This window comes from Kitasatospora sp. Ki12 (genome assembly GCF_054601375.1).
The window spans coordinates 434330-456580 of sequence record NZ_BAAIHT010000002.1 but is presented as its reverse complement, the minus strand read 5'-3'; the positions used below and the strand labels follow the sequence as shown (position 1 = coordinate 456580).

Below are 22251 nucleotides of genomic sequence, written 5' to 3'. Positions count from 1 at the left end.
GGTCCGGCCGGGCGTTCTTCCAACGCGAGCCCCCCATCGCGGTCCGACGTCCGACGGACCGTCAAAGAGTGTGCACCGCACCGTGATTCGCGGCGCCGCTGAAGCCGGACCGATGATACCGGCGTCCGGCGGTGCGGGGGTGGTGCCGCCGGAACGGGCCTGAGCGGAACGGCCGGTTCGCACGGGTGGATCGAGTGTCCGGGACGACACAGTAGCGTTACGTCGATATGACAAGTACGCTGCGTGTCGTTGGTTGGACACCAAGCGGGCCTGGTCGCCACTCCGTGGGGGGAGTCACGTCCAGGCCCGGTCGCCGGCCGTGGTCCCGGTTGGGCTCGTGGGGGAGCTTCAGCCGGGACCCTCGGCGGACTGATTGCGTTATGCCCGGTCGAACGGTGTTTCAGTCATGACAAGCCGTCAGAATTTTGGCGGCCTGAGCGGAGCGTCCGGTCCCGCCCGCGCCCCAGCGGGCTCCAGGGCCGGTCGCCCGGACTCAACGCTGCGACGCCTGGCCTGAGTTGGCGGCGTCTAGGCCTTCCAGGTCCGTCTCCCCGGCGGTGCTCCCCGAGGTCACGAAGGTCCGCTCGGTGAGCGCGACGCGCGGCCTCAGCACCAGCACCGCGGCGCAGACCGCGGTGACCGCCGCCATCACGACCAGCAGCGTCCGGTAGTCGAAGCGGTCGATCAGGACCGTGCCGGCGGCGAGCGACAGCGACTGCGGGACCAGCACCAGCATCGTGCAGATGGCGTTGACGCGGCCCTGGAGCCGGGACGGGGTGTGCAGCTGCGCCGCGGACGACAGCACCACCATGATCCAGGTGATGGCGATCCCGTCCGCGACCTCGCCCGCGACCACGAAGGCCAGGTTCGGCACGCAGTAGGCGAGCGCCGCCGCCGTGAACGCGCCGATCCCGAGTCCGGCGGTGCGCGCCATGCCGACCCGCCGGATCAGCACGGAGACCGTGAGGCCGCCGATCACCGCGCCGACGCCCTGCACGGCGTTGAGCGGGCCCAGCGCCGACGGCGGCCGGCCCAGCCCCTCGTCCACCACCGCGAACATCACGGTCTGGCTCAGGCCGATGACGCAGAACGCGCAGGCCGCCGCGTAGCCGATCTGGGCGAGCACCGGGGTGGCGGCGATGTGCCGGATGCCCGCGAGGACACTGCGGCGGAACGGCTCCCCGGGCGCCTCCGCACCCACCGACTCCTCGACCCGCAGGCCGGCCAGCGCCAGGATCGCGGCCAGGAAGGTCAGGGAGTTGAGCACGGCGAGCGTCCCGGCGCCGGCGGCCGCGTAGATCGCCACGCCGACCAGCGGGGCGATGATGCGAAGCCCCTGACTGACCGTCTGGAGCAGGGCGTTGGCGCCGGTCAGCTGGTCGTCGGGGAGGAGGTCCCGGCGGATTCCGGCCGACGCGGCGCCGAGCACGCCGAAGGCCACGCCGTAGCAGACCGCCACCAGGTAGATGATCCACAGCTGTTCGCCGCCGTGCACCGCGAGCAGCGACAGCACGGCCAGCGCCATCAGGGCGTTGGTGGCCATGAGCAGCGGCCGCCGCCGCACCCGGTCGGCCAGGTGGCCGAAGAGCGGCGACAGCACCATGGGCGCGCCGAGGGCGGCCTCGACCCCGCCGGCGGCGGCGTTGCTGCCGGTGAGGTCCTTGGCCCAGATGCCCAGCGTCAGGTAGAGGGCGCTGCTGCCGAAGCCGGAGAGCGCCTGGCCGATGAGCAGGCGGCGGAACCGGGGGTCCGCGAGCGGCTTCACCGCCGCTCCCGCCCGTCGCGGGGGTGCAGCAGGACGGGGGCGGACTCGTAGCCCCAGATGAGGTTGGAGTGCAGCCGGCGGGCCGGGCCGGCCGGTTCGGCGGATCCGGCCGCGGCGAGCAGTTCGGTGAACAGCACCCGGAGTTCGGTACGGGCGAGCGCCCCGCCCAGGCAGAAGTGCGGGCCCACGCCGAAGGCGACGTGCGGGTTGGGCGTGCGCCGGACGTCGAAGCGCTCGGGCGCCTCGAAGACCGTCCCGTCCCGGTTGGCGGACGGCATCCAGACCGTCACCGGGTCGCCGGCCCTGATCGGGCGGCCGGCGATCTCGGTGTCCCGGGAGGCCGTGCGCAGCACGTGCATGGCCGGGCTGGTGTAGCGCAGGATCTCGTCGACGACGCCGTCCATCCGGTCCGGGGAGGCGGCCGCGAGCCGCCACTGCCCGGGGTCGGCGGCGAGGGCGAGGAGCCCGCCGACGGTGGCGTGCCGGGTGGTCTCGTTGCCGCCCGAGATGAGGCCGTCGCAGTTGAGGAAGATCTCCTCGTCGGTGAGCGGCTCGCCGTCGACCGTGCCGTTCACCATGGCGCTGATGACGTCGTCGCCCGGTTCGTCCCGGCGGAAGTCGACGAGGTCGGCGTAGTAGGCGAGCATGCCGGCGTGGGCTTCGAGCCGGGCGATCGGGTCGACCTCGGAGGCGCCGAAGGCGGCCCGGGTGGACTTCAGCATGAACGCCCAGTCGCTCTTCGGCACGCCCAGCAGGTCGCAGATCACCGCCACCGGCAGGACGGCGGCGAAGTCGGTGAACTCGCAGGGCTCACCGGCCAGTACCGGCTCCAGCTCCTCGCGCACGATCGTCCGCATGTTCTGTTCCAGGCGGGCGACGGTGCGCGGGGTGAACGCGGAGCTGATGACCCGCCGGATCTTCCCGTGCCGGGGCGCGTCCGTGACGATGAGCATCTTCCCGGCGGCCTCGGCGGTGGCGGTCGGGTTGTGGCCGATCCGCATGCCCTGGGCGGAGGTGAAGGTCGCCGTGTCCTTCAGCACCCGCTGGACGTCGGCGTGGCGGGTGACGGCCCAGAAGCCGCCGCCGTCCGGGGACTCGTTCCAGTGCACCGGGTGGTCGCGGCGCAGGGCGGCCCACACCGCCTCCGGGTCGCCGGCCCCGTACAGGGCGGGGTCCGCGAGGTCGACCGCCGGCGGGGCTCCGGTCGCTGTGGTCATGATGCGCTCCGCTGGGTGGTCGCGGGCACGGGGTCGAGCAGGTGCTCGGCCCGCGCGATGGACAGGATCTGTTCGGGCCGGCCGAGGACCAGCTCCGGGAGGTGCCGGGAGACGGCCGCCACCGGCCAGTCCCACCAGCGGGCGGTGAGCAGCCGCTCGACGTCCTCGGGGCCGTAGCGGGCGCGGATCACCCGGGCCGGGTTGCCGCCCACGATCGTGTAAGGCGCCACGTCGGAGGCGACCAGGGCGCCGGCGCCGATGATGGCGCCGTCTCCGACGGTCACGCCGGGCATGACGGTGGCGCCGCGGCCGATCCAGACGTCGTTGCCGATCCGGGTGTCGCCCTTGCGGCCCGGCCCCCGGGCGATCAGGTCGTCGATCAGGCTGTCGCGCCAGTCGCCCTCGAAGCTGAGGAACGGGTAGCCCGTCGGGCCGTCGAAGACGTGGTTCGCGCCGGCCATCACGAAGGTCACGCCCGCCGCGATCGAGCAGTAGCGGCCGATGAACAGCCGCTCGGTGCCGAAGGCGTAGCGGACCCGGGACTCCTCGAACCCGGCGGTGTCCTCGGAGGCGTCGTAGTAGGAGAAGTTCCCGGCGACGACCTTCCCGCCCGGGTCGAGCACCGGGCGGATGAAGACCAGGCGGTCGTCGCCGAGCGGACGCGGATCGCGCGGGTCCGGGATGTCCAGGTCGGGGTCGAGGTCCCGGTCGAGGCCGGGATCGACGGCGGGGCCGGAGGCGCGGTGGTCAGTCACGGTCGGCCTCCGTCCCGGTCGACGGGGCCGGCCGGGCCGCCAGGGCGGCCGTCACCAGCGGCCCCGACTGCTCCATGACGGCGGCCGTCAACATCGCGTCGTGGTCGGAGTCCACCACGTGGTGCTCGGCCGCGGTGAGGTACGGCTGCCAGGCCTGCGCCGCGGAGCCCCGCTCGGCGACGGTCTTGGCGGCGGCGATGCTCAGCACCCGCCCGTGGTAGCCGTCCGGGTGCGGCGGCCCGAGGAGGGCGGCGACGCCCTTGGCCGCGCGGACCAGGGCCCGGCTCTGGCGGGCGTCCAGGGCGCCGTCGGCGGTCGGGCCGGCGATCACCTCGCCGGTCACCCAGGCGGCGAAGTCGCCGTCCAGCTCCTCGGGCGTCACCGGCCGCTCGTACGGCCAGGCGTCGTAGAGGACGACCAGGTCGACGGTCCGCCCGGAGGCCTCCAGCAGGCGGGCGACCTCGTAGCACAGCACCCCGCCCAGCGACCAGCCCATGAGGACGTACGGGCCGTCGGGGTGCGTCGCGGTGATCAGGTCGGCGTAGCGCCGGGCCAGCGCGTCGAGCGACTCCACCGCCTTGAAGCGGCCGTGGCTCTCCGTCACCTGGATCCCGTAGACCGGCTGGTCCCGCTCCAGGTGGGGCAGGACGGAGCTGTAGCACCAGCTGAGCCCGCCGATGGGGTGGACGCAGAAGACCGGACGGCTGCTCGCCGGGCCGCGCCGGAGCTCGATGACGTTGGCGTACGGGTCGGTCGGGGCCTCGTCCAGCCGGGCCGCGAGGCCGGCCGGGGTGGGTGCCTCGAACAGCGTCGTGATGCCGATCTCGACGCCGAGCAGGGCGCGGATCCGGCCGATCAGCCGGGTCGCCAGCAGCGAGTGGCCGCCCAGCTCGAAGAAGGAGTCGTCCGGGCCGGCCCGGTCCAGGCCGAGCTCCTGCGCGAAGAGCCGGACCAGGACGGCGACCCGCGGGTCCTCGGGGGTGTCCTGGTCGGCCCGGCCCGCCGCGGCGGGGCCGTCGGACGGGGACGCGGGCGCGGGCAGGGCCTTGCGGTCCACCTTCCCGCTCGGTGTCAGCGGCAGCTGGTCGAGGAGCACCACGTCGCCGGGGACCAGGTACTCCGGCAGGCGCTCGGCCGCGTACCGCCGAAGTTCGGCGGCGAGCTCCCCGTCCTGCGGCGGCCGACCGGCCGTCAGGACGGCGTAGGCCACCAGCCGGACGTCCCCGGGGCGGTCCTCCCGGGCGATCACCGCGGCGTGGGCGACCTCCGGGTGGCCGGTGAGCACCGCCTCGACCTCGCCGGGCTCGACCCGGAAGCCCCGGATCTTGATCTGCTCGTCCGTCCGGCCGAGGAAGACCAGCTCGCCGTCCGCGGTCCAGCGCACCAGGTCGCCGGTGCGGTACATCCGCTCCTCGGGCGCGCCGAAGGGGTTCGGCAGGAAGCGCTCGGCGGTCAGCGCGGGCCGGTTCAGGTAGCCGGTGGCCAGCCCGGCCCCCGCGAGGTACAGCTCCCCGGGCACGCCGGGCGGGACGGGGCGCCGCAGCGCGTCCAGCACGAACACCCGGGTGTTCGCCACCGGCCGGCCGATCGGGACGGCCTCCGGCACCCCGTCGACGACGCGCATGGTCGCGCAGACCGTGGACTCGGTGGGGCCGTAGGCGTTGACCACCTTGGCGAAGTGGCGGGCCGCGTCGAGGACGGCGGGCGTGCAGGCCTCGCCGGCGGTGATCAGCGTGACCCCGGCGACGTCCTCGTCGAACTCGGTGGCGAGGACCACGGCCGGCGGCAGGGTGGCGTGGGTGATGCCGTGCACCCGCAGGAAGTCAGCCAGGCCCGGGCCGGGGATCCGGTCGGACTCCGGCACGACGACCAGGCAGCCGCCGGTCAGCAGCGCCATCCAGGTGTCCCAGACCGAGGCGTCGAAGCTCATCGAGGCGAACTGCAGCACCCGGCTGCCGGCGTCGACGCCGAGCGTCGCCGCCTGGGCGCGCACCATGCTGGGCAGGCCGCGGTGGGAGACCACCACGCCCTTGGGGCGGCCCGTCGACCCCGAGGTGTAGATGACGTACGCCGGGTGGGCGGGCAGCAGCGGCGCGGTCCGGTCGGCGTCGGCGGGCGCGGTGGCCGGTCGCTGGGCGACCGAGCGGCGCACCCCCTCGTCGTCCAGCGCCAGGACGGGAAGGGCCGGGCCGCCGGGCAGGGCGGCGGCGACCTCCCCGGTGCTGAGCACACAGGCCGGGGCGGCGTCCCGCAGCATGAAGGCGACCCGGTCGGCGGGGTAGGACGGGTCGACCGGGAGGTAGGCCGCCCCGGCCTTGAGGACCGCGAGCAGGGCCACCACGATCTGCTCCGAGCGGGGCAGGGCGAGGGCCACCAGACGGCCGGGACCGATGCCCCGGGCGATCAGCTCGTGCGCCAGCCGGTTGGCGCGGGCGTCGAGTTCGGCGTAGCTCAGCTCGGTGCCGAGGTGGCGCACCGCCGGTGCCGCGGGGGTGTGCGCGACCCGGGCGGCGAAGAGCTCGGGCACCGTCCCCGTCGGCACCTCGGTGGCGGTGTCGTTCCAGTCCCGCAGGACCTGCTGCCGCTCCCGGGCGGAGAGCAGCTCCACCGCGCCGATCCGGCGGCCCGGGTCGGCGGCCATCGCCTCCAGCACCAGCACCAGCCGGGCGGCGATGCCCTCGACGGTGGCGTGGTCGAACAGGTCGGCGTCGTACCCGATCGCGGCGACCAGGCCGGTGGCCGGCCCGGCCCCGGCCGCGCCGCCCGGGCGCTCGCCGAACACGAAGGACAGGTCGAAGGCGGAGATCCCCATGCTCAGGTCGTGCGGGGCGACCGCCAGCTCCGGGAGGGCGAGCTCCGCGCTGATGCTGTTCAGCATGGAGACGCTGACCTGGAACAGCGGGTTGGCGCCGGGCACCCGGGCCGGGTTGAGCGCCTCGACCAGGGTCTCGAACGGGACGTCCTGGTGGGCGTAGGCGCCGAGGTCGGTCTCCCGGACCCGGCCGAGGAGTTCGGTGAAGGTCGGGTCGCCGGAGAGGTCGGTGCGCAGCACCAGGGTGCTGGCGAAGAAGCCGACCAGGCCGTCCAGCACGCCGTCGGCGCGCCCGGAGGTGGCCGTGCCCAGCGGGATGTCGGGCCCGGCCCCGGAGCGGGAGAGCACCACGCCCACCGCGGCCTGCAGCGCCATGAAGACGGTGCAGTCGTGGGCCCGCGCGACGGCGGCCAGGGCCGCGTGCAGGGTCGGGCCGACCTCGACCGCGACCTCGCCGCCGCGCAGGCTGACGGTGCCCGAGCGCGGCCGGTCGAAGGGCAGCGCGAGCTGGTCGGGGACGCCGGCCAGGGCCTGGCGCCAGTACTCGGTCTGCTGGGTGAGCCGGCTCGCCGGGTCGTCCTCGGCGCCGAGCAGCTCGCGCTGCCAGAGCGTGAAGTCGGCGTACTGGACGGGCAGCGGCGGCCAGGCCGGGGCGCTGCCGGTGCGGCGTGCCGCGTACGCCTCGGCGAGGTCGTCCAGCAGCGGCTCCAGCGACCAGCCGTCGCAGGCCACGTGGTGGACGACCAGCAGGAGGACGTGCTCGTCCGGGGCGAGGCGGAAGAGCCGGGCGCGCAGGGCGGGTTCGGTGGTGAGCCGGAAGGCCCGGTTGCTCTCCTCGGTGAGCCCGGCCTCCAGCGCCTCCGGCGTGGTGTCGGTGACGGGCAGTTCCGGCCGGGCGTCCGGGCCGGTGAGGACCTGCTGCCAGGGCCGGCCGTCCTTGGTGGGCAGCACGGTGCGCAGCGCCTCGTGCCGGTCGACGACGTCGGCCAGGGCGGCGGTCAGCGCCTCGACGTCCAGGCGGCCGGAGAGCCGGGCCGCGTACGGGATGTTGTAGGCCGCCCCGCCGTCGAGTTCGTTGAGGAACCAGAGGCGGCGCTGGGCGAAGGAGAGCGGCAGGCGCTCCGGGCGGACGGCGGGCCGCACGGTTGGCCGGGCCCGCTGCCCGAGGTCGACGAGCGCGGCCAGGCCGGCCGGGGTCGCGGCCTCGAACACGGCCCGGACGGACAGCTCCACGCCGAGGGCGGAGCGGATCCGGTCCACCAGCCGGATGACCAGCAGCGAGTGCCCGCCGAGCTCGAAGAAGGCGTCCTCGACGCCGACCCGCTCCACCTCCAGGACCTCGGCGAACAGCTCGCACAGGGCCGCCTCGGTCGGGTTCGCGGGCTCGCGGCCGGCGGACCGGGCGGAGACCTCCGGTACCGGCAGCGCGGCGCGGTCGACCTTCCCGTTGCGGGTCAGCGGCAGCGTCTCCAGGACGACGATCGCCCCCGGGACCATGTGGGCGGGCAGGTGGCCGGTGGCGAACTCGCGCAGTTCGCGGGCGTCCGTCCCGTCGGGGCAGGCCGCGTAGGCGACGAGGCGGCGGTCGCCGGGGGTGTCCTCGCGGACCACCACGGCGGCGCCCTGGACGGACGGGTGCCGGGCGATCGCGGCCTCGACCTCGCCGAGTTCGATCCGGAAGCCGCGGATCTTGACCTGGTCGTCGGTGCGGCCGCAGTACTCCAGCTCACCGGCGGCGTTCCAGCGGCCGAGGTCGCCGGTCCGGTAGAGCCGGGCGCCGGGCACGTCGGTGAACGGGTCCGGGAGGTAGCGCTCGGCGGTCAGCGCGGGGCGGCCGAGGTAGCCGCGGGCCACGCCGGGACCGCCGACGTGGATCTCGCCGACGACCCCGGTGGGCACCGGCTCGCCGCGGGCGTCCAGGACGGCCAGCCGCCAGCCCGGAATGGTCCCGTCGATGGGGGAGACGTTCGCCTCGGCCCCGGTGCTGACGGGGGCCATCACCCGCCAGGTCGTGAGCACCGTGTTCTCGGTGGCGCCGTAGGCGTTCACCAGCCGGGTGGTGCCCGCGGGGTGCCGGCGCTGCCACTTGCCGACGGTCGCGAGGTCGAGCGCCTCGCCGCCGAGCACGACCATCCGCAGCCCCAGCGCGTCCACCGGGTGGCGCTCCTCCCGGGCCGCGAACTGCCGGAAGGCGGACGGGGTCTGGCTGAGGACGGTGACCCCTTCCCGGGCCAGCAGCGCGTGCAGCGCGTCCGGGTCCATCACCGCCTCGCGGGGGACGACGACCAGGCGGCCGCCGAAGGCCAGCGGGCCCCAGATCTCCCAGACCGAGAAGTCGAAGGCGAGCGAGTGGAACAGCGTCCACACGTCGGTCTCCGACGCGTCCGAGAGGAGCCGGGTGGAGGCCAGGAACACGGCGAGGTTGCCGTGGGTGACCTCGACGCCCTTGGGCCGGCCGGTGGAGCCCGAGGTGTAGATGACGTAGGCGAGTTCGGCCGGCTCGGGCCGTACAGGTGCCGGGACGGCGGCGTCGGTCGTCCGGGTGACGTCGAGGGTGCGCCACGGCCCGTCCGGCACGCGGGCGGCGGTCCCGGGGTCGGTCAGGACGATCGGGACCCGGGCGTCGCCGAGGACGAACTCCAGGCGGGCCGGCGGGTAGTCGGGGTCGACGGGGACGTAGGCCGCGCCGAGCCGCAGGACGGCGAGCACACCGGCCACCATGTCGACGGAGCGGCCGAGGCAGAGCCCGACCCGGTCGCCCCGCCGGACCCCCTGCTCGGCCAGCAGCGCGGCGATCCGTCCCGCCCGCTCGTCGAGTTGACGGTAGCTCAGCCTGGCGCCGGTGCCGTCGCCGACGGCGGTGCGGTCGCCGGCCGCCGCGACCTGCGCCGCGAACCGCTCGACCGCCGAGGGCACCACCTCGGGCAGCACGCCCTCGGGCCCGTCGCCCAGGTCGAGCAGCCGCTGCCGCTCGGCCCCGTCCATCAGCGGGAGTTCGCCGACCGGCCGGGCCGGCTCGGCCAGCGCCCCGGCGAGCAGCAGCTGCCAGCGGCGGGCCAGCGCCTCGACGGTGGCCCGGTCGAACAGGTCCTCCGCGTACTCCAGCACGCCGCTCAGGCCGGCCGGCTGCCCGTCCGCGCGGTGCTCGGTCAGACCGAGGCTGAGGTCGAACTTGGCCGCGCCCGCCGCGAACGGCTCATCGGCGACCGTCAGGCCCGGCAGGACCAGGCCGCCGCCGTCCCCGGCGGCCTCCAGCGAGAAGCTCACCTGGAAGAGCGGGTTGCCGGCCGCCGTACGGACGGGGTTGACGGCCTCGACCACCCGGTCGAAGGGGACGTCCTGGTGGGCGAAGGCCGTCAGGGCCGTGCGCCGCACCCGCTTCAGCAGCTCGCCGAAGCTCGGATCGCCCGAGCAGTCGACCCGGAACACCAGGGTGTTGACGAAGAAGCCGACGAGTTCCTGCAGGTCCTCGTCCGTACGGCCGTCCACCGGCGCGCCGATCGGGATGTCGGTGCCCGCCCCCAGCCGGCTCAGCAGCGCCGCGAACGCCGCCTGCAGCGCCACGAAGGGTGTGACCCGGTGCTCGCGGGCCAGCCGCGCCAGCGCCCGGTGGGTGTCGGCGTCGACCTCGAAGCGCACCGTCCCGGCCGGCGAGGGGCCCGCCGTCGGCGGCCGCTGCCGGTCCCGGGGCAGCGGCAGCTCCTGCGGGGAGCCGCGCAACTCCTCGCGCCAGTAGTCGAGTTGCTGGGAGAGGAGGCTCTGCGGATCGTCCTCCGCGCCGAGCGCCGAGCGCTGGCGCACCGCGTGCTCCGGGTACTCCAGGGGCAGGGCGGGCCAGACCGGCTCGGCGCCGGAACGGCGGGCGGCGTAGGCGGTGCCGAGATCGCGCTCCACGAGCCCGAGCGACCAGCCGTCCGCGGCGATGTGGTGGAGCACCAGCACCAGCACGTGCTCCGCCGGGCCGGTCGCGAACAGCCAGGCCCGCACCGGGAGTTCGGAGGTCAGGTCGAACTCGTGCCGGCAGGCCAGGTCGACCCGGCCGGCCAGCTCCCCGGCGGCGCACTCGGCGGTCTCCACCGTGAACCGCCCGGCGACCTCGCCGGGGGCCACGACCTGCTGCCACGGCTGCCCGGCGACCTCCGGGAACACCGTCCGCAGCGCCGCGTGGCGGCGGACGACGTCGCCGAGCGCCGCGGTCAGCGCCGCCCGGTCCAGGGGCCCGGAGATCCGGAGCACCCGGGGCATGTTGTACCCGGCCCGGAACTCCCCGAGCCTGGAGAGGAACCACAGCCGCTGCTGCGCCAGGGACAGCGGCAGCCGGCCGGCACCCGCCGCGGCGGGTGTGTCCGGCGAGAGGGGTGCCGGGACGGGAGCCGACCCGTCTTTCAGGGCGTCCAGACCGTGTGACATCAGATGTACCTCCAACTCCGTCCCGAACGATGGTGACTAGGCGCTGCGCAGGCTCTTGGGCCGCATGTCGGTCCAGTTCCGCTCGATCCACTCCAGGCAGTCCGGCTTCTTGCCCCGGGCGCCGGCGTCCTGCCAGCCGGGCGGGTTGTCCCGGTCCTCGGGCCAGATCGAGTACTGCTCCTCGTCGTTCACCACGACCTTGTAGTCCAGGTCGAGTTCGTCGTTGGACATGGCAACCTCCACAAGCGGAATGGGTTTCTTTGAACAGGTATTGACGGAGCGTCAGTCGGAGAGGTGGTGCGCGAGTTCGGCGACCGTGGGGTGGAGCTGGACGTCGACCGGCTTGAGCGCGAGGCCGAGCTCACGCTTGATCCGGAAGGCGATCTGCACCGCCCGGATGGAGTCGCCGCCGAGGTCGAAGAAGTCGTCCTCCGCGCCGACGCGCTCCACCTGGAGGATCTCCGCCCACACCCGGGCCAGGGTCTCCTCCAGCGGGGTCCGCGGCGCCACCCGCCCGGCCGGGTCGGCGGCGGGGCGGACGGGCGCCGGCAGCGCCGCGCGGTCCACCTTGCCGCTGGCCGAGAGCGGCAGCGCGTCCAGCACCACCACCGCCGAGGGCACCAGGTACGCCGGGAGCCGGCGGCCCAGCCAGGCGCGCACGTCCTCGGCCGAGACCGTGGCGGAGGCGGCCGGGACGACGTACCCCACCAGCCGGCGCTCCGCGCCCTCGCCGAGCGCGGCGGCGGCGCCCGCGGCGACCCCGGGGTGCGCCCGCAGGTGCGACTCGACCTCGCCGAGCTCGATCCGCAGGCCGCGGATCTTCACCTGGTCGTCGGTGCGCCCCAGGTACTCCAGCTCACCGGTGGCCGTCCACCGGGCGACGTCGCCGGTCCGGTACAGCCGCGCCCCGGGCACCGCGCCGGACGGGTCCGGGACGAAGCGCTCGGCGGTCAGGCCCGGCCGCCCCAGGTAGCCGCGGGCCACACCGGTGCCGCCGATGCAGAGCTCCCCGCGCGCCCCGGCCGGCACCGGCCGTCCCGCCCCGTCCAGGACGTGGGCGACGGCGCCGGGGACGGCCCGGCCGATCAGCACCTCGCCGTCGGCGGCGCAGCGGTGGGCGGTCGCGTAGACGGTGGCCTCGGTCGGGCCGTAGGCGTTGACCAGCTCGGCCACCGCGGCCCAGCGGGCGGCCAGCGGGGCCGGGAGCGCCTCGCCGGCGACGACGACCCGGCGCAGCGCGGGCAGGTCACCGGGTTCCAGGCCGGCCAGGACGCTCGGCGGCATCGAGACGACGGTCGGCCGGTGCGCGCGGATCGCCGCGACCAGCCCCTCGCCGACCCGGTCGGCCCCGCCGGGGGAGACCACGAAGGTGGCGCCGGTGGTGAGGACGGAGACCAGGTCCGCGACGGACACGTCGAAGCTCAGCGACGCGAACTGGAGCAGCCGGTCGTCGGGGCGCAGGTCCATCACCTCGTCCGCGACGGCCACCAGGTTGTCCAGCGACCGCCACTCCACCTCGACGCCCTTGGGCGTGCCGGTGGAGCCGGAGGTGTAGATGACGTAGGCGAGTTCGGTGGCCTCCGGGCGGACCGTCCCGGGGTGGACGGCGTCCGTCGCCAGGGTGGTGTCGAGGGTGCGCCAGGGGCCGTCCGGGATGCGGCCGGTGGTGTCCGGGTCGGTGAGGACGAGCGGGACGTCCGCGTCCTTGAGCACGAACTCGATCCGGCTCGCCGGGTAGTCGGGGTCGACCGGGACGTAGGCGGCGCCGAGCCGCCAGACGGCGAGGACGGCGGCGACCATGTCGACGGTGCGGCCGAGGCAGATCCCGGCGCGGTCGCCGCGGCCCACTCCGGCCCCGGCGAGCAGGGCGGCGAGCCGGGCCGCGCGCTCGTCGAGCTCGCGGTAGGTCAGCCGGCCGCCCGTCGCGTCGGCGACGGCGGTGCCGTCACCGTTCGCCGCGACCTGCGCGGCGAAGCGCGCCAGGACGCCCTGCGGAGCGACGTCCCGCGGTGCGACGTCCCGCGGTGCGACGGCTTCTGCGCGCGGCAGGGCCTGCGCCGTGACCGGGGCGGCGAGTTCGCCGTCCGGGTCGCCGACCAGTGACTCGACCGCCCGGACGTGCTGGTCGGCGATCTCCTCGATCTGGGCCGGGCTCAGCCGGTTGGCGTCGTAGTCGATGCACAGCTGCAGCCCGTCGGTGAGCGGGTTGCGGAAGAAGGTGACGGTGAGCGGGACGTCGGCCGGCTCCACCCGGCGGCTGGCGGTGAGTTCGCCGAGGCCGCTGAGCAGGTCCGCGTGGGCGCCGTCGCCCATGGTGTCGCGCATGACGTGGAAGTTGTTGAAGGTGAAGTTGGTCGTGAACAGGTCGCGCCCGCCGGCGAGCTGCCGGATCCGGGCCAGCGGCAGCCGGCGGTGGGGCAGGATCCGGGCCTCCGCCTCGAAGACCCGGCGGACCAGGTCGGAGCGGCGTCCGCCGCCCACCGCGAGCCGGAACGGCACGGTGTTGAGGAACAGCCCGCGGGCCTCCGTCCCACCGGTCTCCTCCAGCCGGCCGTTGAGCGTGACGCCGCAGCAGACGTCGTCCAGGCCGGTCTGCGCCGCGATCACCTGGAGGTGCGCGGCGAGCAGGACGGTCTTCTCCGGCACGCCGAGCCGCTTGGCCAGCGCCCCGACCCGCGGGCCGAGGTCGGCCGGCAGGTGCGCGTCGCGCCAGCCGTACCCGCCGACCACGCCGCTGGCGCCGTCGCCGCGCAGCTCCTGGCCGGCCGGCGTGGGCTCCTGCCCGGTCGGCCGGGGCTCCTGCCCGGCGAGCGCCGGGAGCTCCGGCAGGGTGTGCCCGACCAGCGTCTCGGACCAGAACCGCCGGGCCTCGGGCGAGGCCGAGGCCTGCTGCTCCAGGGCGACGAAGTCGCGGTAGGCCGAGGCCGGGGGCGGGAGTTGGGCCAGGCCCTCGCCGTCCAGGAGCCGGGTGTAGTGCAGCAGGATCTCGGTGATCGTCGACCACAGGCTCCAGCCGTCGAGGATGGAGTGGTGCTCGACCAGCGTCCACTGGAAGCTGTCGTCGCCGAGCACCTGGACGGCGAAGCGCAGCATCGGCGGCCGCTCCAGCTCGAACGGGCGGCGCTCGCGCTCCATCAGCTCGTCGACGGCCCGGTCCTGCTCGGCCGGTGACAGCGCCCGCAGGTCCTCGACCAGGACCGGCAGCTCGGCCTCGCGGTGGACGAGTTGCAGGGGCTCGCCGTAGCCGGTCAGGTCGAAGCCGGTCCGCAGGACGGGGTGCCGGGCGACCACGGCCCGGACGGCGCGGCCGAACGCCTCCTCGTCGAACCGGTACGGCAGCCGGTAGCTGGCGGCGTTGACGTACGGGAGCACCCGGAGGTCGGACGCCATGTGGTAGATCATCCCGACCTGGAGCGCCGTCATGGGGTAGGCGTCGTCGAGGCCGGCGCCGGGGCCGTCGGCGATCCGGGCCCGGTCGGCCGCGGAGAGCAGTTGGAAGGGCTCGGTGCGCGCGCGGTCCTCGGCCGTGTCGGCGGCGGCGGCCAGGTCGGCGAGGGTGCGGTGCCGGTAGATCTGGGCGACGGCGATGCCGAGGCCGCGGCCCCGGGCGAGGGCGGCCACCTGCACGGCGCGGATGGAGTCGCCGCCGAGGTCGAAGAAGCCGTCCTCGGCGCCGACCCGCTCGACCTGGAGGATCTCGGCCCAGATGTCGGCGAGGGCCTGCTCGGCGGGGGTGCGCGGTGCCACGTAGGCGGCGGCGTCGCCGGAGAACTCCGGTGCGGGCAGGGCGGCGTGGTCGATCTTCCCGTTGCGGGTCAGCGGGAGGGTCTCCAGGGTCACGACCGCGGCGGGGACCATGTGGGCGGGCAGGTGCCCGGCCGCGAAGTCGCGCAGCTCCTGGGCGTCCGTCCCCTCGGGGCAGGCCGCGTAGGCGACGAGCCGGCGGTCGCCGGGGGTGTCCTCGCGGACCACCACGGTGACGCCCCGGACGGACGGGTGCCGGCCGATCGCGGCCGCCACCTCGCCGAGTTCGATGCGGAAGCCGCGGATCTTGACCTGGTCGTCGTCGCGGCCGAGGTATTCGAGCTCGCCGGCGGCGGTCCAGCGGGCGAGGTCGCCGCTGCGGTACAGCCGGGCGCCGGGCAGGTCGGTGAACGGGTCGGGGACGAAGCGCTGGGCGGTGAGGTCCGGTCGTCCGAGGTAGCCCCGGGCCACCGCCTCGCCGCCGACGTACAGTTCGCCCCGCACGCCGACCGGCACCGGCTCTCCGTGGCCGTCCAGCACGAGCGCCCGGTAGCCCGGCAGGGCCCGGCCGATCGGGCTGCTGCTGGAGCCGAGCCGCTCCTCGTCCAGGACCTGCCAGGTGACGTGGACGGTGGTCTCGGTGATGCCGTACATGTTGACCAGGACCGGGCGGTCGGGCGCGTGGCGGCGCCACCAGCTGCGGACCGAGGCCAGGTCGAGCGCCTCGCCGCCGAACACGACCAGGCGCAGGGCCAGTTCGTCCCGCGGGTGGCGCTCGTCCTCGGTCACCAGCTGGCGGAACGCGGAGGGCGTCTGGTTCAGGACGGTGACCCGCTCGCGGACCAGCAGGTCGCGGAAGGCCGCCGGGTCGCGCGTCACGTCGCGCGGGACGACCACCAGACGGCCGCCGTGGGCGAGGGCGCCCCAGATCTCCCAGACCGAGAAGTCGAAGGCGAAGGAGTGGAACAGCGACCAGACGTCGGTGTCGTGCAGGCCGACGGTCTCCGCCCCCGCGTCCAGCAGTGCGGCCAGGTTGCCGTGGGTGACCTCGACGCCCTTCGGCCGGCCGGTGGAGCCCGAGGTGTAGATGACGTAGGCGGCCTCGCCCGCCGCCGGCCGGACGGTGCCGGTGTGAGCGGCCTCCGTCGCCCCGGTGGTGACGAGGGTGCGCCAGGGGCCCTCCGGGACCCGCCCGGCGGTGTCGGGGTCGGCGAGGACGAGCGGCGCCCGGGCGTCGCCGAGGACGTACGCGAGCCGCTCCGCGGGGTTGTCGGGGTCGACCGGGACGTAGGCGGCGCCGAGCCGCCAGACGGCGAGGACGGCGGCGACCAGGTCGACGGAGCGGCCGAGGCAGAGCCCGACCCGGTCGCCCCGCCGGACGCCCTCCCCGGCGAGCAGGGCGGCGAGCCGGGCCGCGCGCTCGTCGAGCTGACGGTAGGTCAGCCGGGCGCCGGCGCCGTCGGTGACCGCGACCCGGTCGCCGGCCGCCGCCACCCGCGCGGCGAACCGCTCCGGCGCCGACGTCCGCACCCGTGGTTCCGGGGCCATCCCGACGAGCCGCACCCGCTCCTCGGCCGACAGCAGCCCGGCCCGCGCCACGGGCGCGTCCGGCTCGGCCAGCAGGGAGCCGAGCAGCCGGTTCCAGTGCCCGGCCAGCCGTCCGACCAGCTCCGCGTCGATCAGCTCGGTCCGGTGCTCGACCTCGACCTCGATCCGCTCGCCGTCGTCGTTGACGTTCCAGGTGAGGTCGAACTTGGCGGTCTCGGTGTGCACCGGGACGTGGGCGGTCTCCAGCCCCGCCATCGGCGGCGCGGCGTGCCCGCGGGCGTAGCCGAACAGGATCCGGAACAGCGGGGAGCCGTCCCGGTCGGTGCCGAGCCGGCGGGCCAGCTCCTCCAGGGCGACGTCCTGGTGCTCCAGGGCGTCGAGGAACGCGTCCCGGGCGGTGCCGACCAGCCCGGCGAAGCCGGTGCCCGGGCCGGCGGTGATCCGCAGCGGGACCACCTTGACCAGGCAGTCCACCAGCCGGTCCGTCCGCGGATCGTCCCGGCCGGCCAGCGAGGTCCCGATGACCAGGTCCTGCTGCCCGGAGTAGCGGGTGAGCAGCGCGGCGAACCCGGCGAGCAGCGTCACGGCGGGGCTCACCCGGTGGGTGCGGCCGAACGCGCGGACGGCGGCGGAGAGCTGGGCGGGCAGGGTGAACCGGGTGGTCGTGCCCCGGTTGGTGCGGGCGGCGGCCCGGCCGCCGGAGCCGAGCAGCTCGGTCGCCGCGGGGGCGTCGCGCAGGGTCCGCTCCCAGAAGGCGAGGTTCTCCTCGGCCGTGGCGGCGTCCACCGGTTCGAGCTCGGGTTCCTGCGACGCCTCGCCGGGTACGGGCACGGGTGCGGGCACGGGCACGGGCACGGGTGCGGCGCCGGGCCGGTAGTGCGCGGCAAGGTCCTCCAGCAGGACGTCCACCGACCAGCCGTCGCTCACCAGGTGGTGGGAGACCAGCAGCAGGAAGCACTCGTCCTCGGCGTACCGGAGGACGGACACCCGCAGCAGCGCGTCGGTGGCGACGGCGAAGGGACGCGCGATCTCCTCGGCCATGGCCCGCCGGGCCGCCGCCTCGTCGGGCAGCCGGAGCTCGCGGACCGGGATGTCGGCGTGGTCGAGGACGGTCCGGCGGGGGAGGCCCGCGACGGAGGAGAACCTCGTCCGCAGCGCCCGGTGGCGGCGGACGAGCGCCGCGAGGGCGTCCCGCAGCCCGTCCGGGGACAGTGCGCCCCGCAGGCGCAGCGCGACCGGCACGTTGTAGACCGGCTGCCCCGGGTTGACCTGCTCGGCCAGCCAGATGCCCTGCTGCGTCGGCGACACGGGTAGCGAGTCGGTCATGACGCTCCACTCCTCTCCTGATCGGCGGTCTGCCGCTGCCGGTGCTCGTCCGCCCGGGCCAGCCGGATGACCCTGATGGTCCTGTGCAGGCCCGGGAGGTCGGGCTCGTGCTCCTCGATGTACGTCGCCAGCGCGGCGAGAGTGCCGTCGACGAGCAGGACGCGCAGCGGCACCGTGACGGACAGCTCGCGCCGCAGCCGCGCCACGATCCGGGTCGCGGTCAGCGAGTAGCCGCCGAGGGCGAAGAAGTCCTGGTCGGCGCCGATGCTGTCGACGCCGAGCTCCTCGGCCCAGAGGTCGGCCAGGACGGTCTCCAGGGCGGCGCGCCGGCTGGACGCCGGGGCCGCTTCGTCGGCCTCCGGCTCCGGGCGGCCGGTCTCCGCCGGATCCACCGAGGCGGGGTCCACCGAGGCCGGGTCCGCCGCGGCCGGGCCGGGCGCGATCCCGCCGGTGACCGGCTCCCCGACGGGCAGCCACCTGTCGGCCCGCAGCTCCGGGTCCCGGACCACGGCCGTGAGGAGCGACAGGTAGTGCTCGACGAACCGGGCGATCCGCGCGGCGTCGTAACGGTCGGCCTGGTACTCGAGGTTGCCGATCGTCCCCGAGGTGGTGGTCTCCAGCGTCACCATCAGCCCGAACTTCGCCGAGCGGACCCGGACCGGCACCTCCTCGGCCGCCGCGCCCGCGAGGGCGAGCCGCACCGGGTCGACGTTCAGCAGCTCGAAGATGACCGAGGTCAGCGGCGAGCCCTGGGCGCCGTGGATCCGCCGCTCCCGCAGCGCGGTCTCCAGCGGGTAGTCCTGGTGGGTGTAGGCGTCGATGACGGTGGTCCGGGCGCGGTCCAGCAGCTCGCGGAACGGCAGGCCCTCGGCCAGCCCGGTGCGCAGCTGCACCAGGTTGACGAAGGAGCCGACCGACGCTTCGAGCTGAGGGTGGTTGCGGCCGGCGACGGAGGTGCCGACGGTGAGGTCGTGCTGCCCCGAGTAGCGGTGGAGCAGTCCGAGGAATCCGGCGTAGAGCACCATGAACGGGGTCGTGCCGGTGCTCCGGCCGAGGGCCTCGACCTCGCCGAGCAGCCCGGCGGGGATCTCGAAGCGGTGGCAGCCGCCGCGCAGGCCGGGGCCGGGGTCCGTGCGGTGCAGGGCCGTCAGGTCCACCTCGGGGGCGGTGACGACGCTCTCCCGCCAGTGGTCCCGCAGCGCGGGCAGCCGCTCGGCCAGCACGTCCCGGTGCCAGGCGGCGTAGTCCAGGTAGCCGGCGGGAGAGCCGTCCCGGGGGCCGTCGTCGGGCGCGGTCTCCCCGCCGGCGTACAGCGCGCCGAGCTCGTCGACCAGGTGGGCCAGCGACCACTGGTCGCAGACGATGTGGTGGACGACCAGGACGAAGGCCCAGTCCTCGGCGCCCAGGCGCACCAGCACCGCGCGCAGCGCGCTCTCGGCCAGGTCGAAGGGCGCGTTGACGGTCTGCTCGACCAGGTCGGCGAGGCCGGCCTCGTCGAGCCCGGGCAGCTCGACGGTCTCGAAGGGGGCCGCCGCGACCGGGGCGACGGTCTGGACCGGGCCGGCCTCCGACTCGGTGATCCGCAGCCGCAGCGCCTCGTGACGCCGCACCAGCTCGTCCAGGGCCCGCCGCAGCGCCTGCGGGTCCACCGTGCCGCGCAGCCGCCAGGACAGCGGGAAGTTGTACTGGGCCGAGCCCGGGTTGAGCTGTTCGGCGAGCCAGATCCCGGTCTGTACGGAGCTGAGCGGCTGGGCGCCGCCGGCCGGGGCGGCCGGGATCGGCCGGGCCGTGGCGGGCGCGGCCCGCTCGATCCACTCGGAGAGCCCGGACAGCGTGGGGTGGTGGAAGAGGTCCTCGACGGTGATCTCGACGCCGAAGACGGTGCCCGCCCGCATGGCGACCCGGGCGGCGAGCAGGGAGTGCCCGCCCAGGGCGAAGAAGTCGGAGTCGGTGTCGATCTCGGCGGGGGAGACGTCCAGCACCTCGGCCCAGATGCCCGCCAGGACTCCCTCGCCGGCGGTCAGTTCGGCGGTGCCGGGCGCCAGCGGGGCGGCCTGGGCCGGGTCCTGCTCGATGTCCTCGGCGTCCTCGATGTTCTCGACGTCGAGGACGGGCAGCTCCGGCGCGTCCAGCAGCGCGACCAGCACCTGCCGGACGGACTCGCAGAAGGCCGTCACGGTGGCGGGGTCGTAGAGGTCGCGGTCGAACTCGCAGCCGGCCTCCTTGCGGTCCGGGTCGAGGCTGAGCACCAGGTCCCGGTCGGCGAGCTGGGGTCCGATGCCCCGCCACTGCTCGGCCGGGCGCCCGAACAGTACCGCGACACCGGAGCGGGCGGCGGACTCCGGCCCGGCTCCGAGGTCGGTCTCCAGGTCGGTCTCGAACGCGGCGTCCAGCCGGCCGAGGGTCACCGTCGCCGCGGACCGGCCGCCCAACTCGACCTCGACGTCCAGGAGTCGGACCGGTCCGAGGAGCGTGCCGACCGCGAGCGCGGTGCGGCCGCGGTGGTGGCGGGCGGCCAGGGCGGCGGCGACCGCGGCGACCGCCGCCGTCTGCGGCTCGATGCCGTACCGGTCCGCGACCTCCGTGACGCCCTCGGCGAGGGCGGCGCCGTCGAGGCTGACCGTCGCGCGCCGGAACTGGGTCACCGGCGGGCGCGGCCGGTCGGGCGGCAGGGTCGCGTGGGCGGCGGGCTGCCGGGGCTGGAAGAGGCTAGCCGACATCGGCGATCGACTCCTTGCCGTCCTTGCCGTCCTTGCCGTTCGTCGCGTCCGCGGCGTCCTTGGCAGCCTTGCCCGCCGGGGCGCCCTTGACGTGCTTGACGATGACGGTGCGGCCGAGGACGAGGGCGTCCAGCTTCGAACGCAGGAAGGTGCGCAGGGCCTCCTCCGGGGTCGCGATGATCGGCTGGCCGCGCAGGTTGAAGGAGGTGTTCAGCACCACCGGGGTGCCGGTGCGGCGGCCGAACGCGCTGATCAGTTCGAAGAACCGCGGGTTGCTCTCCTGGTGGAGCACCTGGACCCGGGCGCTGCCGTCGACGTGGGTCACCGCGCCGAGGTTGTCGCGCTGCTCGGCGCGGGTCTGCGTCACGAACAGCATGTGGGCGTACCGGGATTCGGTGCCGGGGGCGATCTCGAAGTAGTCGCCGGCGTCCTGGACCCGGACCACCGGCGCGAACGGCCGGAAGCTCTCGCGCTCCTTGACCACCTCGTTCAGCCGGTCGCGCATGGCCTCGGTCCGCGGGTCGGCGATGATGCTGCGGTTGCCGAGCGCGCGGGGGCCGAACTCCATCCGGCCCTGGACCCACGCGGTGATGTTGCCCTCGGCCAGCAGCTCCGAGACGCGCTCGGCGAGCTCGGCGTCGGTGGTGAACTCCTCGACGGTGCAGCCCTCCGGCTCGCCGGCCGCCGCCGACAGCTCCTGGTCCGAGAACCCGGGCCCCCAGTACGGCATGGACATCCGGCCGGCCCGGGAGGAGGCGGCGGCGTCGGCCGCGAGCGCGGCGCCGATCGCGGTGCCGTCGTCGCTGGAGGCCGGCTGGACGAAGATGTCGTCGAACAGGCGGCTGCGCGAGACCAGGCCGTTGAGCGTGCAGTTGAGCGCGACCCCGCCGGCCAGGCAGAGCCGGTTCAGGCCGGTGCGCTCGCGGGCCGCCCGCAGGACGTGCAGCATCGACTGCTCGGTGATCGCCTGCAGGGCCGCGGCGATGTCGGCGTGGTCCTGGGTCGACGGCTCCCCCGGCAGCCGGGCGGGGCCGAGCACGGCGGCCAGCTCGCGCAGCACGCCCTCGTGGGTCTCGTGCTCGAAGGACGTGCGGTCCCGGGCCAGTACGGGGACGGTGTACGTGCCGTCCTCGCGCAGCCGCACCATGGCGGCGAAGCGGTCGTAGTAGCGCTGGGGGTCGCCGTAGGGCGCGAGGCCCATCACCTTGTACTCGTCCATGAACGGGACGAAGCCCAGGTGGTGGGTGACCAGGCTGTAGAGGATCCCGACCGAGTGCATCGCCGGGACGGTCTGCAGCACCTCGATGGACTCGCCCCGGCCGACCGCGACGGTCAGGCTCTCCGACTCGCCCATCCCGTCGCTCACCACGATCAGCGAGTCCTCGAACCCGCTGGGGTAGAAGGTGCTGGCGGCGTGGGCCAGGTGGTGCGGGACAGGCCGGAAGCGGTCCGCCCAGGGCCGGCCGGGCAGGAACTTCTCGGCCAGCGCGAGCTGCGAGCCGGTCGAGTACACCTCGCGGAACCGGGTCGAGGAGTAGGTGCTGCCGAAGCTGCCGGCCGGCTCCCCGTAGGCGAAGCCGTGCGCCAGGACGTCGATGTCGTCCGGCCCCAGACCGGCCTGCGCCAGGCAGAACTCGATCGCGTTGACGGGGAACGACCCGGTGGTCTTCTCCCCGGTGAACCGCTCCTCCGCGGCGGCGGCCACCACCTCGCCGTCGATCACCAGGGCCGCCGCCGAGTCGTAGCCCTGGGCGAACCTGTGCAGCCGGGGATCGAGCCCGGGGAAAGACTCCCGCTTGAATTCCAGTCCACCGTTGAGCCCGCTGTAACCGAGGACGCGCATGTCTCCAACCTCACCTCGTTGCCGCCCGAAATCGTTCGGCCTTCACGCTAGGCCGGGACATCCCCGCACGTCGCCGCCCGTAGGTCCGGAACCGACCTGTACTTCGGTAGG

At 75.1% G+C, this 22251-nt stretch carries 8 protein-coding genes; all 8 read right to left on the bottom strand.

Annotated features, from left to right (window positions below):
* Positions 1-493: 493 nt before the first annotated feature.
* Genes ACYP53_RS19585 through ACYP53_RS19550 form a run of 8 tightly spaced genes read right to left on the bottom strand, consistent with a single transcriptional unit; the run spans position 494 to position 22140 of the window.
* Positions 494-1765 (bottom strand): MFS transporter, encoded by a 1272-nt coding sequence (locus ACYP53_RS19585; RefSeq protein WP_459648292.1) that lies wholly within the window; start codon positions 1763-1765, stop codon positions 494-496.
* On the bottom strand, positions 1762-2982 hold the full coding sequence (locus tag ACYP53_RS19580; protein WP_459648291.1) for a cytochrome P450: 1221 nt from the start codon (positions 2980-2982) through the stop codon (positions 1762-1764). The genes ACYP53_RS19585 and ACYP53_RS19580 overlap by 4 nt, the downstream gene beginning before the upstream one ends.
* On the bottom strand, positions 2979-3737 hold the full coding sequence (locus tag ACYP53_RS19575) for a CatB-related O-acetyltransferase (RefSeq protein ID WP_459648290.1): 759 nt from the start codon (positions 3735-3737) through the stop codon (positions 2979-2981). The genes ACYP53_RS19580 and ACYP53_RS19575 overlap by 4 nt, the downstream gene beginning before the upstream one ends.
* The gene (locus ACYP53_RS19570) at positions 3730-10959 is read right to left on the bottom strand and encodes an amino acid adenylation domain-containing protein (protein ID WP_459648289.1); all 7230 of its coding nucleotides are present in this window, start codon (positions 10957-10959) and stop codon (positions 3730-3732) included. The genes ACYP53_RS19575 and ACYP53_RS19570 overlap by 8 nt, the downstream gene beginning before the upstream one ends.
* 36 nt (positions 10960-10995) lie before the next feature.
* The gene (locus ACYP53_RS19565; RefSeq protein ID WP_189914220.1) at positions 10996-11190 is read right to left on the bottom strand and encodes an MbtH family protein; all 195 of its coding nucleotides are present in this window, start codon (positions 11188-11190) and stop codon (positions 10996-10998) included.
* A gap of 51 nt (positions 11191-11241) precedes the next feature.
* Positions 11242-17577: an amino acid adenylation domain-containing protein gene (locus ACYP53_RS19560; protein ID WP_459648288.1), complete on the bottom strand. Its 6336-nt coding sequence runs from the start codon at positions 17575-17577 to the stop codon at positions 11242-11244.
* The gene (locus ACYP53_RS19555; protein WP_459648287.1) at positions 17574-20297 is read right to left on the bottom strand and encodes a condensation domain-containing protein; all 2724 of its coding nucleotides are present in this window, start codon (positions 20295-20297) and stop codon (positions 17574-17576) included. The genes ACYP53_RS19560 and ACYP53_RS19555 overlap by 4 nt, the downstream gene beginning before the upstream one ends.
* Positions 20287-22140 (bottom strand): carbamoyltransferase family protein, encoded by a 1854-nt coding sequence (locus tag ACYP53_RS19550; protein ID WP_459648286.1) that lies wholly within the window; start codon positions 22138-22140, stop codon positions 20287-20289. The genes ACYP53_RS19555 and ACYP53_RS19550 overlap by 11 nt, the downstream gene beginning before the upstream one ends.
* Positions 22141-22251 lie beyond the last annotated feature (111 nt).